The organism is Pseudomonas sp. ES4 (assembly GCF_050586665.1).
In the GTDB taxonomy this organism is placed as follows: Bacteria; Pseudomonadota; Gammaproteobacteria; order Pseudomonadales; family Pseudomonadaceae; genus Aquipseudomonas; species Aquipseudomonas frederiksbergensis.
Map to the genome: position 1 here is coordinate 1 of NZ_JBOBDO010000005.1, position 14,044 is coordinate 14,044.

Consider the following 14,044-nt stretch of genomic DNA (forward strand, 5'->3'; position numbering starts at 1 on the left):
CATGCCGAGCCTAGGCGAGGCACCGTACGTCAGGGGCAAGAGCGCTTGGTTACTTGGCGCTTCTCCAAGTGACCCGCCGTAAGGGCGGAACCCTAAGTCGCCATCACCGCAGCAACGGATATGTCCCCCAACCTTAGTGACGCTGCCCGGTCTAGTGCCCGCGAATGTAATGCTCCAGCTGCCGAATCAAATCCGCCTGCTCAACGATAGCTTCCTTGACCAGATCCCCAATCGATAACAACCCCATCAGTTCGCCGCCCTCCATCACCGGCAGATGACGCAGATGGCTGTCAGTCATCACCGCCATGCAACGCTCGATACTCTGCTGACTGTCAGCCGTCACCACCGGCGCGCTCATGATGTCGCGCACCGGCGTACCCACCGAAGAGCGCCCCTGCAGCACGACCTTGCGCGCATAGTCACGCTCGCTGATCACCCCGACCACCTGCCCGGCCTCGATCACCGGAAGCGCGCCCACATTCTTTTCGGCCATGATCCTCAGCGCTTCAAGCACCATTTCATCCGGCGCGATGCTATGCACCTGGCGGTTTTGTACGACCTTGAGTTTCAGCAATTGTGCGGCTGTTTTCATAAATGCCTCCGATGCGGATACGCGATGCTGTTGACCAGGCTCAAGCCACTCCGACTTCCACCACGCCGCTGTTCAACCGCACGGGCCAGACACGCAGACGCTGTTGCGGATACTCCAGGCAACTGCCGTCCTCAAGGCGGAAATGCTGTTTGTAGATCGGCGATGCAACCACCAGATCACCCTTGATGCTGCCGACCAAGCCGCGACCGATCACATTCGCCCCGGATTGCGGGTCATGGTTGTCGATGGCGTAGAGGGTCCGACCCTCGGCACCCGGCAGGTAGAACAGCGCCACTTGCGCGCCATCGAGCCAGACGACGACACCGGAGTTGCTGACCAGGTCCTGTTGCTCGCACACCGTTTGCCAGGCCTCGGGGTTTTCCAGGGAATCGATGCGTTGGGTATTGGACTGGCTCATCAGGCAATCTCCTCGGTAACAGGGATAAGGTTGAGTTCGGCGGCCATGATCGGGCGCCGCTGGCCGCGCTCCTGGACAAAGTGGATGTCCGGGTCCGGGCGTTTATCGTTGACGAAGGTACGGAAGCGCTTGAGTTTTTCCGGGTCTTTGAGGGCGTTGGCCCACTCGCACTCATAGCGGTTGACCACCAGTTGCATCTGCGATTCGAGCTCTTCACCCAACCCGAGGCTGTCGTTGATGATCACGTCCTTGAGGTAATCGAGGCCGCCTTCCAGGCTTTCGCGCCAGACCGAGGTGCGCTGCAATTTGTCGGCGGTGCGGATGTAGAACATCAGGAAGCGGTCGATGTAGCGGATCAGGGACGCATCGTCGAGGTCGGTGGCGAACAGTTCGGCGTGACGCGGGCGCATGCCGCCGTTGCCGGCGATGTAAAGGTTCCAGCCTTTCTCGGTGGCGATCACGCCAACGTCTTTGCTCTGGGCTTCGGCGCACTCGCGGGTGCAGCCGGACACCGCGAACTTGAGTTTGTGCGGCGAGCGCAGGCCCTTGTATCGGTCCTCGATGGTCAGGGCCATTTGCACGCTGTCCTGCACGCCATACCGGCACCAGGTGCTGCCGACGCAGGATTTCACGGTGCGGGTCGATTTGCCGTAGGCGTGCCCGGTTTCGAAACCGGCTTCAATCAGCTCGGCCCAGATGTCCGGCAATTCATGCAACTGCGCGCCGAACAGGTCGATACGCTGGCCGCCGGTGATTTTGGTGTAGAGGTCGTATTTCTTCGCCACCACACCAATCGCGATCAGTTTGTCGGCAGTGATCTCGCCACCGGGGATCCGTGGCACCACCGAATAGGTGCCGTTTTTCTGCATGTTGGCCATGAAGGTGTCGTTGGTGTCCTGCAACGGCACCAGCGAGGCGTCCATGATCGGCTGGTTCCAGCACGACGCGAGGATCGACCCCACCGCCGGTTTGCACACGTCGCAACCGGTGTGGCCACGGCCATGCTTGGCCAGCAGTTCTTCGAAGGTGATCACCCCTTCTACCCGCACCAGCGCATAAAGCTCTTGGCGGGTATAGGCAAAGTGTTCGCACAGGCTCTTGTCGACGCTGACGCCACGGGCGATCAACTCGTGCTCGAACACCTGCTTGAGCAGCCCGGCACAACCACCGCAACCGGTGCACGCCTTGGTCTGCGACTTGAGCAAGCCAAGGTCGGTGCAGCCACCGTCGATGGCCGAGCAAATGGAGCCCTTGGTGACGTTGTGGCACGAGCACACCGTGGCCGCTTCGGGCAACGCGCCCGGGCCCAGGGTCGGCGCGCCTTCGGAGGATGGCAGAATCAGGCTGGCAGGTTCGGCCGGCAACGCAATCGCGTTCTGCATGTATTGCAGCAACGTGTCGTAATAGCTGTTGTCACCGACCAGCACCGCGCCGAGTACGTGCTTGCCCGTCGCGTCCACCACCAGGCGTCGATAGCTGGCCGTGGTTTCGTCGATGAACTGATAACTGCGCGCGCCCGGCGTGCTGCCGTGGGCGTCGCCGATGGAACCGACATCGACGCCCAGCAGCTTGAGTTTGGTCGACATGTCCGCGCCCATGAACGGCTCGGCGGTTTCGTTGCACAACAGTGCGGCAACGCCGCGCGCCATTTGATAGCCCGGGGCGACCAGGCCAAAAATGCTGCCATTCCACGCGGCACACTCGCCGATCGCATAGATGTTCGGATCGCTGCTTTGGCATTGGTCGTCAATCACCACGCCGCCGCGCGGGCCGACTTCCAGCAAGCATTGACGTGCCAGTGCGTCTTGCGCACGGATACCGGCGGAGAACACGATCAGGTCAGTTTCAAGGAATTCGTCATTGGCGAAGTTCATCCGGTAACGGTATTCCTCGCCTGCACTGATCGATTGTGTGCCGCGCGACAAATGCACGCCGACGCCGAGGCGTTCGATCTGCGCCTTGAGCGCCAAGCCACCGTATTCGTCCAGTTGCACCGGCATCAGGCGCGGGGCGAACTCCACCACATGCGCTTCCAGCCCCAGGGTTTTCAGGGCATTGGCCGCTTCAAGTCCCAGCAGACCACCGCCGACCACCACACCGCGTCGGGCGTTGCTGGCCGCGGCACGAATGGCGTCGAGGTCTTCAAGGGTGCGATACACCAGCCGCGAATCGCCCTCGGCGCCTTCGATCGGTGGCACAAACGGATAGGACCCGGTGGCCAGCACCAATTTGTCGTAGGAGACACAACCTTGCGCGGTGATCACCTGACGGCGTCCGCGGTCGATTTCCAGCACCGGCACTCCCAGATGCAGCGTGACGCCCGGGGTCTGGTACAGCGAGGCTTCGCCGAGGGCCAGCGACTCGGCATCGCGGCCGGAGAAATACTCGGAAAGGTGCACACGGTCGTAGGCACGCATTGGCTCTTCGCTGAACACGTGCAGCCGATAGTGATCAAGGGCACCGCGTTCGATCAGCTGTTCGACACAATGATGTCCGACCATGCCATTGCCGATCACGATCAGCGTTTGCAGCTTGTTCAAAGTGGCAACATTGGAATTCATAAGAGACACCCGTCGATAGCTGTTCAAAAAGCAAAAAAAAACGCCTGAAACCTTGCGGTTCCAGGCGTCTTTGCCTGTTCATTTACGGTGCTAAGTCAGGCATCTATGCCGGAACCACCGATGTTGCCCACGACCTGCTCGGCCAATCGATCGTCGTTGACCGAGGGGGCTGCCCACTCGACTGCGTCACAGTGGGCCTGAACAGTGTCTTGCAGACTTTGTGCCAGCCAGCGATTGGCAGCATTTGCATAGGTAAACAGGGGCCAAGGGGGTCCAGAACATCCGATATTTGCCTTCGCATAGTGCAGCGCAGTGTTGCGTGGCCTTATAAAAGTGCACAAAGGTCAGCAACTCGATGATGGTGAAATTCCATTGTTCCTATCCTTTTACGCACACCACCTGACGCAAGGTGTGCAGCACTTCCACCAGCTCGCGCTGGGCGTGCATGACGTGGTCGATGTCTTTGTAGGCCATCGGAATTTCATCGATGACGGCAGCATCCTTGCGACACTCCACGTGGGCGGTGGCACGGATCTGGTCTTCGACGGTAAACAGGCTTTTCGCCTTGGTACGACTCATGGTGCGGCCGGCGCCGTGGCTGCAGGAGCAGAACGATTCCTCGTTACCCAGCCCGCGAACGATGAAGCTTTTCGCCCCCATCGACCCCGGGATAATCCCCAACTCGCCCTTCTTGGCCGATACCGCGCCTTTGCGGGTGACCAGGATTTCCTGACCAAAATGCCGCTCTTTCTGCACGTAGTTGTGATGGCAATTCACCGCTTCCAGCGCCGCCTCAAAAGGCTTGTTGATCACTTTTCGGGTCGCCTGAATCACCGCTTGCATCATTAACGCACGGTTCTGCCTGGCGAAGTCCTGGGCCCAACCGACCGCTTCAACGTAGTCATCGAAGTGCCGGCTGCCCTCTTTAAAGTAAGCCAGGTCACGGTCCGGCAGGTTGGCGAGGTGCAGACGCATGTCCGCCTGTGCCATTTGAATGAACAGGTTGCCGATAGCGTTGCCGACACCACGGGAACCGCTGTGCAGCATGAACCAGACCCGGTCGGTTTCATCCAGGCACACCTCGACGAAGTGGTTTCCGCTACCCAGCGTGCCCAAGTGCCCACGGTTGTTGGTGTTGGCGAGTTTCGGGTACTTGTCGGTGATCACCTTGAACCGGGGTTCCAGTGCCGCCCAGGCCCGGTCCGCCTCACGCGGAACACTGTCCCAGGCGCCCTTGTCCCGAACGCCGCGCCCAATGGTGCGGCCATGGGGCACCGCTTTCTCGATCGCGCAACGCAAGCCATGCAGGTTGTCGGGTAAATCACTGGCGGTCAGCGAGGTGCACGCGGCGATCATCCCGCAGCCGATATCCACTCCGACAGCGGCTGGAATGATCGCGCCGACCGTGGGAATGACGCTGCCGATGGTCGAGCCCTTGCCCAGGTGTACGTCGGGCATCACGGCCAGGTGCTTGAAGATGAACGGCATCCTGGCGGTGTTCATCAATTGCTGTCTGGCTTCGTGTTCTACCGGGACGCCTTCGGTCCACAGCTTGATCGGTTTGCCGTTGGCGACTTCCAGCAGTTGATAGGTATGGGCTTGCATGATTTTGATTCTTTTCGATTGGCCGATCGTTCGGCGTTGTTCTGGCGCCTGGGGTGAAAAAGGTCGGTGCAACAGGCATGGCAGGTCGCCTGTCGAGAAAGGAACAGCCGCAGACGCGCCCGCTTTGATTTTCCTACTTCGCGAAAAAAAGTGGACATATTTATTTACTGGAAATAACCGCCGATGCTTTTCTCCTGTCAGCGCTGATAACAGAAACGCCGCTCAGTGAGCTAATGCTGTCAAAAACAAAGCGTGACAGCCTACCGGCCGGCCTGTTTCCTCAACGCCTGCGCGTGTTGATCGTTCCCACGCTCTGCGTGGGAATGCCGCCGGGGACGCTCTGCGTTCCGCTGTCGACACAAGGCTCGAGTCCTGCGCAGGGGTGACGCGGAGCGTCACGGGATGCATTCCCACGCAGAGCGTGGGAACGATCAATGGGTGTCGGGAGCTGCTGATCTGGCTCTGGCTTTTGATCTTGCTCTGCTTGCCCCTTTCCCAGAGGCCGAACGCAGGTATTGGGCAGGGGGCGGGTTCTGCTGGAAAAACGAATAGCCCCCTTTCAGAGCTTGGCGATCGAGACTTCAGTGGATTTGACGAAGGCAATCACCTCGCTCCCCACTTTCAATTCAAGATCGCGCACTGAACGGGTGGTGATCACCGAGGTGACGATGCCCGAGGCGGTTTGCACATCGATTTCGGAGACCACTTCACCTGTCACAATTTCCTTGATGACACCCTTGAACTGGTTGCGGACGTTGATCGCTTTGATGGTCATGATGAGGCTTCCTGTCTGATGTCGAGAACATCCGCACGAATGTGCAGGCCTTCAAAATGAACCTCACGGATAAATATTAAAAGGAATAGATATCGATTTACTTATTCTTTAATAGAATAACAAGTCCGACCGCTACCACAGCGCCACGGTATAGCTGACGATCAGGCGATTCTCATCCAGGTCATTACCGAAGTTCGAACGCACTGACGCGTTGCGCCATTTAAGGCCCAGCCCCTTCAACGAACCGTCCTGCACCACGTAAGCGATATCGGTGTTGCGCTCCCATTCCTTGCCTTCACCCGGCGCCGTGCGTTGCACATTGTCGCCAGAAATGTAGCGGGTCATGAAGGTCAATCCCGGCACGCCGAGTGCGACAAAGTTGTAGTCGTAGCGCGCCTGCCAGGAATGTTCATCGATGTTGGCGAAGTCACCGATCTGCACGAAGTTGACCAGGTACGGATCGCTGCGCCCGATATACGCAAACGGATCGTCGCCGCTCATGCGCTGATAGCCCAAGCCCAGCGCATGACCGCCCAGGCTGTAGGTAAACAGCGCGCCGAAGGCCTGGTTGTCGATATCACGAAAGTTGCCGTCTTCGGTGCTGCGCGCATAGCGCACGTCGCTCTTGAGCGACTGCCCGGAGCCCAGGTCCAGCGTGTGCACCAGCCCGAAGTAATTTTGCTGGTAGATGTTTTCCAGCTGGCCGTAGCGGTACTGCGCGGTCAGGTTCGGCAGGAACTGATAGTCCGCCCCGGCAAACTGAAACTTGTCGCTTTGCCCGCCGATGCGGTTGGCGGTCATGTCTTGATAGTCGGTGGAGTCGACAAAGTTGATCTGCGTGAGCTGACCGGCCGTGAGCTTCAAGCGATCGATTTCCTGCACATTCACCAGCCCGCCCTTGAACGTGCTCGGCAACAGACGGGTATCGTTGGAGCTCACCACCGGGTCCTTGATCTGCAACGTCCCGAATTTCAGGGTGCTGTTGGACACGCGCATTTTGCCCGTCAGGCCTAACTCGCCATAGCGATCCTGTGAGCCGCCGGACAAAGCCGGTGGCAACAGATTAGTCCCCGCCGTCCCGCCACCGGAGTCCAGTTTGAAACCGGCCATGCCCAAAACATCCAGGCCGAAACCGAACGTGCCGGCGGTGTAACCCGACTCCATCCGCAACAGAAAACCCTGGGCCCATTCCTCGGCCTTGTCGCGCGAACCGTCCTGGCGAAAATCACGGTTGAAGTAGAAGTTGCGCGCTTCCAGGCTGCCTTTGCTGTCCGCTACGAAATCCGCCTGAGCGGCCGGCGCACAGAGCAGACCCAGGCCGAGCAATGTGCCAGCCGAGGCGTACCCGTTGAATGGGCAGGTGCGCACCGCTTTTGAAGGCACGTGGACAGTCATGATTTTTTCCATGGAAGAGGTTCCTGCAGCAGCAAGGGAAGATGACGGACACGCCTCATTGTTTTTTTGTGAAAGCGTTGTCGTGGGGGGCAGACGCAGCGACCTGCGTCGTGGGGCGGATTCTTCGTGCCGGGGCAGAACGGCGTCAAACGGGAAAAAGACGAGGTTATGCATAAGAAAATTTGATGCCCGCGATGGCGGACTCTGGAGTAACAATTGCAACCCGCCCCTTCATTACAAGAGCCATAAGCGCCAAGGGAACCGCCATGAACCTCAAATTCCTCGAAACCTTCGTCTGGGTCGCCCGCCTGCAAAGCTTCAGCCTGACCGCCGAGAAAATGTTCAGCACGCAGGCAGCGATCTCCAGCCGGATCGCCGCGCTGGAAGACGAACTGGGTTTGCGCCTGTTCGTGCGCGATTCACGGGGGGTGTCGCTGACGCCCGAAGGTCTCAAGGTGCTCGACTACGCCGAGCAGATGCTTGAGGTTCAGCGCGCATTGAAACACTCGCTGGACAACACCAGCCCGCAGCAGGGATTGGTGCGCATCGGCGTGATGGATACGGTGATTCACACCTGGCTCAGCCCGTTTATGTCGACCCTGATGCAGACCTTCCCCGCCGTGGAAATCGAGATCACCGCCGACGCCGCGCGCAATCTCTGCGAGCAATTGCAAAAGGGCTATCTGGACATCGTTTTCCAGACGGACCTGATCCGCCACGAAAGCGTGCGCAACCTCGAACTGGCGCACTACCCCATGCACTGGATCGCCGCCAGCAATTCGATCTACGCCCGACCTTATGCCTCGCTCACCGAGATGGCCGGCGAGCGGATCATCACCTTCGTCAAACATTCACGACCGCATCAGGATGTGCTCAACCTGTTGCACGCCCATGGCATCGGCGCACCGCGTGTCAGTTGCGTCAACTCGGTGTCCGCCATGACCCGGCTGATTCGTGACGGCTTCGGTATTGGCGCCTTGCCCGCGGCACTGGTGGCCAAACCGTTGGCCAGCGGCGAGCTGATTCAGCTGGACCCCGGCAGCCGCTTGCCGCAACTGGACGTCGTGGCCTCGTGGCGCGCGGGGGTCGGACTGGAACTGATCGAGAACATCGTCGAGATGAGCCGCCAGGTGGTCTGCCAATACGCGGCGGATGTCGGGCCGTTACTCATGGTGGCGGCGCCCGGCCTCGACAGCCGACGGCCCCCTGAATAACTTTTAGTTGTCTGGGGGCAACAACATTCCTTGTTGGACGGCATCACCGCGGTTTTCTAAAAAGGCTCAACGAACCTGCCGAGACGCCATGATGAATCAACCCGCCCTGTCCTTCGAACAACTGCAGCGCAGCACTCCTCAGGCCCTGCGCCAAAGCATCGCCGCCGGGCACTATCAGGGTCACACCAGCGGCCTGGGCCAAGGCCGGGTGCAAGCCAATATCGTGATTTTGCCCAGTGACTGGGCCAATGAGTTTCTCAGGTATTGCACCCTCAATCGTCAAGCCTGCCCGCTGCTCGACATTACCGAACCGGGCGATCCTTATTTCCGCCATCTCGGAACAGCCATTGATATTCGCCACGACGTGCCCCGATACAGGGTTTACCGCCATGGCGAACTGAGCGAAGAACCGCTGGATATCGAGCACCTTTGGCAGGATGACCTGGTGGCCTTCGCCATCGGCTGCTCGTTCTCCTTCGAACAACCGCTGCTGGATGCCGGCATCCCCCTCAAGCACATCGATCTGGGCCGCAATGTCGCCATGTACCAGACCAACATCGACACGCGCCCCACCGCTCGCCTCGGCGGCAAATTGGTAGTCAGCATGCGACCGATGAAAGCCGCTGCCGCCATCCAGGCCATTCAGATCACCGCACGCATGCCCAACGTCCACGGCGCTCCCGTGCACATCGGCGATCCGTCGCTGATCGGCATCCATACGCTCGACACCCCGGACTACGGCGACGCCGTCCCCATTGAAGCTGACGAGATACCGGTGTTCTGGGCCTGCGGTGTGACCCCTCAATCGGTGGTGCAGGCCTCACGCCCGCCACTGTGCATCACCCATGCCCCCGGTTGCATGCTGGTGACGGATTTGTGCAACAGCGCTTTGTAAAGGCGTGGGTGTGCCGTAACCAAGGAACGACACCCTCTGTAGCAGCTACAGATGGCGTTTTGGGTGCCATTTTTTTTGCCTGTTGTTTAAGCAAAGTCGAAGCCTTGTAAAACCACTCAATGTAGTCAACGATGCGATTGGCCTTCGTCCCTTGTTTTGTGCCATGGACCCTGTCCCATTTCCTGAATGTTCGGGACTAAAGTTCGCGCACATTACCCACAAAAGACATGATGACAGCGAAACCGACTATCCTTTCGGACAGTGGACGCTGCACTCTTGGCAAAAAGGGACGCCATGCCAGACTATGATCGCGCCATCGGCTCCAGACCCGGCATCATATGCGGTGATCGAACTTGCCTGATCAGGCCCGGGCTACTCTGGCGGGCTTCGATTGCGCTGTTCTGTCTTTTCACCGCCACTCCCGGATTCGGCCAGAACCTGCCAACCACAGCGGATGTCGAAATCGCCACGGTTACGGTGATCCAAGCGCAGGAAATCGTTTCCAGAGCCACCCTCGAAGCCGTGCGCTGGAGCGGCCCTGAATCCGGCCCGCAAGTCCTGCGCGGCAAGAGCATCGCCTTTGTCGCAGAAGATTTACGCAACGGAGGCATTGTCGGTGTCGCGCAAGGCGCTCGCGAGGCAGCCAAGGCGATGGGCTGGACGCTGAAGATATTCGATGGCGCCGGATCATCGACCGGGCGCGCAAAGGCCTTTTCCGATGCCCTGGCAGCGAAACCCGACGGCTTGATTCTGTGCGGCTCCGACGCCCTTGAGAACAAGGCGGCGCTGGCCCTCTTCGCCAAGAGGGATGTGCCGGTGGTTGCCTGGCACGCCGGGGCACGGCCCGGGCCGATTGACGGCACACCGGTGGCCATGAACGTCACGACCGACCCGCTCGAAGTGGCCCGCCTCACGGCCATGGCGGCAGTGGCACAGTCGAACGGACGCGCCGGCGTGGTCATCCTGACCGACTCCAAGTACAGCATCGCCATGGCGAAAGCCAAGGCCATGGAAAACGTCATTCGGGGCTGTCGGGAATGTACATTGCTGGAAGTGCGCGATGTCGCGATTTCCGAAAGTGGCGAGAAGATGCCGGTGATCACCAAGGAGCTGCTTCAGCGCTTTGGCAAGCGCTGGACCCATACGCTGGCCATCAACGATATCTATTTCGATTACTCGATTGCCTCATTGACCAGCGCCGCAATACCCAGCGACGGCATCAGTCTGTTGTCTGCCGGTGATGGCAGTGCCTCGGCTTTCTTGCGCATACAGGCAAAAACCTATCAGACCGTCACTGTGGCCGAGCCGCTCAACCTGCATGGCTGGCAAGTGATGGATGAACTGAACCGGCTGTTTGCAGGTCAGCCAGTGAGCGGCTTCGTCGCGCCGATTCACCTGGTCAATGCCGACAATATTGCCTTCGACGGCGGAAAGAAATTCCAGTACGACCCTGACAATGGCTATCGAGACATCTATCGCCACCAATGGAATCCCTGACATTGGACGTTATTTCCCGGCTCGGACGCCGGCTGTTGCCGCAATCGCTACGCGCACAGTTCACCCTGGCGTTTCTGACGCTGGCGCTGCTGATCCTGGCGAGTGGTGCAACGGCGGTCTACGCCTTGCGCACATCGAACAACGCCACCCGCCAGCTGACGGATGAACGACTGGTCCGCATGCAAAACGGGCAAGACATGCTGCAACGTACCTTGCTGATCGAACGCCAGACCGATCAGCTCCTGACGACCCGCTCCCCGGACACCTTGCGTTCAAGCTATGCGGCGACCGTCGAACAGCTTGAAGCCCTCGATCGACTGGTGCAGCAGCTGACTGCCGCGAACAGTGGCGTGGCGATACTCGACATGCATCAGTCGAGTCAGATGTTCCGCAATACCGCCAACATCGTCGCGCAGCTGCGAGAAAGCCTGCTGCAAACCGAGGTCACCTTCGCGCAAACCATGGAGGATCACACCGCTCGGTTAACCGCGACTCAGGCCCGGGCCAGCCTGGAACTGGCGGTGTTACTTTTCGATCTGCCGCAGGCTGTTGACAGTGATGCCGTGCAACGGCTGCGGACCCGATATGAACGCCTGTCACGCACCGCAGGTAATTTGACCGACGCTAATGTGCAGACCCCCGATCTCTTCTCCCTGCGCCTCAGGCTCATCAATCAGCAAAACGTCATACAGCGCGTTAATGAGGAGCTGAAGAATGAGGCCGGGGTTCTGGTCGCGGTGGCCCGTGCGCAATCCAGTGCATACACCGAAGACTATCGAGAAGCTCTGCAGCGTCTGGTCGAAGCTTCAAATCGCAGCCAGCAATGGGTGCTGATCATGTTGGGTGCCAGCCTGGTGTTCGCCTGGTTCGTGACTCGGGTCTTCATGGGCCGTCACGTGCTGATGCGCCTGAATGAAATAAGCCGGCAATTGCGTCAGGAACACACTGACAAAACGCATTTGATGATGGCGGAACATGGAAAGGACGAGATCGGCAACATGGCTCGCGCGGTGAATCAGTTCCTCAGGGACCGGCTTCAGCTGGAAAAAAGAACGGTCCAACTGAGTATCGCCACAGAGCGGCTCGCCCTGCAGAACAGCCGATTGGAGCAAGAAGCCGTCATCCGCGCCGGGCAACGTCACGTCCTGGAGCTGATCGCCAGGAGCACCGAGCTTGCAGAGGTCCTCGACAGCCTGGCGCATCTGGTGGAGTCCCAGCTGGAGGGGATGATGGTGTCCATCCTGTTGTTGGACGAGGATGGCAAGCACTTGCTGCACGGGGCGGCCCCCAGTTTGCCGACAGCCTATAACCAGCTCATCGACGGGATTGCGATCGGCCCGAACGTCGGTTCATGCGGCACCGCGGTGTATCGACGAGAACCGGTCATCGTCACGGATATCGAGCTGGATCCGCTGTGGGAGGAGTACCGTTCAGCCGCTGCACCCTATGGATTTCGCGCCTGCTGGTCGACGCCGATCCTGTCCCATGAGCGAAAGGTATTGGGGACGTTTGCCTTGTATTCCAACACCGTCCGCAGCCCCAGCTCGACCGAGACGCGACTGATCGACATGGCGACACCGCTTGCCGGCATTGCGATAGAACGCCAGCTGACCGAAAAGCGCATTCGCTATATGGGCGACCATGACGCGCTGACCGGGCTGCCGAATCGCACACTGCTCGAAGACCGTCTCAAGCAGGCAATGCTGTATGCCCAGCGCTACGACCGCCTGGTGACGGTGGTGTTTCTCGATCTGGACAAATTCAAACTGGTCAATGACAGCCTTGGCCACAGTGCTGGAGACGAACTGCTGAAAACCGTCGCCCAGCGCATGCAGGAATGCGTACGCCGTACCGACACGGTCGTGCGACTGGGTGGCGACGAGTTTGTGATCATCCTGTTCGACCAGCCCTCAGACCTCGACGGTGTTACTCCGGCCCTGCACAAAATCCAGGAAGCCATCCTGCGGCCGATTCAGCTCAGCGGGCATACACTGCACGTCACCTGCAGCATGGGGTTGGCCACCTACCCTGCCGACGGCAGCGATACCGACACGTTGCTCAGCAACGCGGACGCTGCCATGTACCGGGCCAAGGAACTGGGTCGCAACAGTTACCAATTCTATACCAGCGAGATGAATAACAAGGTCCAGGGCAAGCTCGTCATGCAAGACGGGCTTCGAAACGCACTCAACCATGACGAGTTCCTGCTGCTGTACCAGCCCCAGGTGGATTTGCGGTCTGGTCAGATTATCGGCGTAGAGGCACTGATCCGCTGGCAACACCCCGAGCTCGGCATGGTGTCTCCCATCAAGTTCATTCCGCAGGCCGAGGAGACCGGGTTGATCGTGCCGATCGGCGACTGGGTGATTCATACCGCATGCAGACAGAACAAGGCCTGGCAGGATGCGGGCTGGCCGCCAATCACCATGTCGGTGAATATTTCTGCACGCCAGTTCGTCGAAAGGGATCTGATCGAGCGGGTGATGCACGCCTTGCAAGAAACCGGACTGAACCCGAAGTACCTCGAGCTGGAGCTGACCGAAAGCCTGATCATGCAAGACCTTCAGCAGGCCATCAGCAAAATGAAGGAACTGCAAGCGATGGGCATCAGCCTCTCGATCGACGACTTCGGCACCGGCTACTCCAGCCTCGCAGCATTGAAAAGCTTCCCGATCGCGAGACTCAAGATCGACCAGTCTTTCGTACGCGATCTGCCCGACAACGAGAACGACAAAGCCATCGCCACCGCGGTGATTTCGTTGGGGCACACACTGAACCTGAAGGTCATTGCCGAAGGTGTCGAAACCGAAGAGCAGCAAACCTTCCTGCGTGAAAACGGTTGCGATGAAATTCAGGGCCACGTGTTCAGTACTGCGGTCTGCGCAGAGGAAATCAGCCTGTTATTGCGTACGCCCCGTTCACCTCAACCGAGTCGCATTGCGAGCCCTGACTCGGTGAAGCGAAAACGCGATGCAAATCGCCCAAGCAGCCCAATATCCAGGCATTGAACTGCGCAGGCTCTCGCCCGCCAACCCGGACTTAAGCGCTACCCGCCAATCCACATAGCCCTCATGGCAACCATTTAAATGGCA

At 59.3% G+C, this 14,044-nt stretch carries 10 protein-coding genes; 4 read left to right on the top strand and 6 right to left on the bottom strand.

All coding sequences use genetic code 11. From position 1 onward, the window contains the following. Positions 1-151 precede the first annotated feature (151 nt). The 6 genes from ACQ4OB_RS07325 to ACQ4OB_RS07350 all read right to left on the bottom strand — a co-directional run bounded on the left by ACQ4OB_RS07325 (position 152) and on the right by ACQ4OB_RS07350 (position 7,346). Positions 152-592 (bottom strand): CBS domain-containing protein, encoded by a 441-nt coding sequence (locus ACQ4OB_RS07325; RefSeq protein WP_046046902.1) that lies wholly within the window; start codon positions 590-592, stop codon positions 152-154. A 40-nt stretch (positions 593-632) separates the two neighbouring features. Then, positions 633-1,010, bottom strand: coding sequence for a nitrite reductase small subunit NirD (gene nirD / locus ACQ4OB_RS07330; RefSeq protein ID WP_008156769.1), 378 nt, complete (start codon positions 1,008-1,010; stop codon positions 633-635). Beyond that, positions 1,010-3,571 (bottom strand): nitrite reductase large subunit NirB, encoded by a 2,562-nt coding sequence (gene nirB / locus ACQ4OB_RS07335; RefSeq protein ID WP_430955377.1) that lies wholly within the window; start codon positions 3,569-3,571, stop codon positions 1,010-1,012. The genes nirD and nirB overlap by 1 nt, the downstream gene beginning before the upstream one ends. A 378-nt stretch (positions 3,572-3,949) precedes the next feature. After that, positions 3,950-5,176: an RtcB family protein gene (locus ACQ4OB_RS07340; RefSeq protein WP_430955378.1), complete on the bottom strand. Its 1,227-nt coding sequence runs from the start codon at positions 5,174-5,176 to the stop codon at positions 3,950-3,952. 559 nt (positions 5,177-5,735) lie between these two features. Continuing rightward, positions 5,736-5,951 carry a TOBE domain-containing protein gene (locus ACQ4OB_RS07345; RefSeq protein ID WP_008145745.1) on the bottom strand — a complete coding sequence of 72 codons (216 nt, stop codon included), beginning with the start codon at positions 5,949-5,951 and terminating at the stop codon, positions 5,736-5,738. Between the two features lie 132 nt (positions 5,952-6,083). Next, entirely contained in the window at positions 6,084-7,346 is a 1,263-nt protein-coding gene (locus tag ACQ4OB_RS07350) for an OprD family porin (protein WP_430955379.1), read from the bottom strand. A gap of 266 nt (positions 7,347-7,612) precedes the next feature. Between ACQ4OB_RS07350 and ACQ4OB_RS07355 the strand changes: the two genes are divergently transcribed. The 4 genes from ACQ4OB_RS07355 (at position 7,613) to ACQ4OB_RS07370 (ending at position 13,960) form a co-directional block, all read left to right on the top strand. Next, positions 7,613-8,560, top strand: coding sequence for a LysR family transcriptional regulator (locus ACQ4OB_RS07355; RefSeq protein ID WP_430955380.1), 948 nt, complete (start codon positions 7,613-7,615; stop codon positions 8,558-8,560). A 91-nt stretch (positions 8,561-8,651) separates the two neighbouring features. After that, entirely contained in the window at positions 8,652-9,455 is an 804-nt protein-coding gene (locus ACQ4OB_RS07360; protein WP_430955514.1) for a putative hydro-lyase, read from the top strand. 477 nt (positions 9,456-9,932) lie between these two features. Further along, positions 9,933-10,952, top strand: a complete 1,020-nt coding sequence (locus ACQ4OB_RS07365) for a substrate-binding domain-containing protein (protein ID WP_102615445.1) — start codon at positions 9,933-9,935, stop codon at positions 10,950-10,952. After that, positions 10,940-13,960 (top strand): EAL domain-containing protein, encoded by a 3,021-nt coding sequence (locus ACQ4OB_RS07370; RefSeq protein WP_102615432.1) that lies wholly within the window; start codon positions 10,940-10,942, stop codon positions 13,958-13,960. The genes ACQ4OB_RS07365 and ACQ4OB_RS07370 overlap by 13 nt, the downstream gene beginning before the upstream one ends. The last annotated feature ends 84 nt before the right edge of the window (positions 13,961-14,044 follow it).

Bases quoted from the DNA above. Each gene is read 5' to 3' on its own strand.
- ACQ4OB_RS07350 (WP_430955379.1), bottom strand. From the start codon at position 7,346: ATGACTGTCCACGTGCCTTCAAAAGCGGTGCGCACCTGCCCATTCAAC.
- ACQ4OB_RS07325 (WP_046046902.1), bottom strand. From the start codon at position 592: ATGAAAACAGCCGCACAATTGCTGAAACTCAAGGTCGTACAAAACCGC.
- ACQ4OB_RS07345 (WP_008145745.1), bottom strand. From the start codon at position 5,951: ATGACCATCAAAGCGATCAACGTCCGCAACCAGTTCAAGGGTGTCATC.
- ACQ4OB_RS07370 (WP_102615432.1), top strand. From the start codon at position 10,940: ATGGAATCCCTGACATTGGACGTTATTTCCCGGCTCGGACGCCGGCTG.
- nirD (WP_008156769.1), bottom strand. From the start codon at position 1,010: ATGAGCCAGTCCAATACCCAACGCATCGATTCCCTGGAAAACCCCGAG.
- nirB (WP_430955377.1), bottom strand. From the start codon at position 3,571: ATGAATTCCAATGTTGCCACTTTGAACAAGCTGCAAACGCTGATCGTG.
- ACQ4OB_RS07360 (WP_430955514.1), top strand. From the start codon at position 8,652: ATGAATCAACCCGCCCTGTCCTTCGAACAACTGCAGCGCAGCACTCCT.
- ACQ4OB_RS07355 (WP_430955380.1), top strand. From the start codon at position 7,613: ATGAACCTCAAATTCCTCGAAACCTTCGTCTGGGTCGCCCGCCTGCAA.
- ACQ4OB_RS07340 (WP_430955378.1), bottom strand. From the start codon at position 5,176: ATGCAAGCCCATACCTATCAACTGCTGGAAGTCGCCAACGGCAAACCG.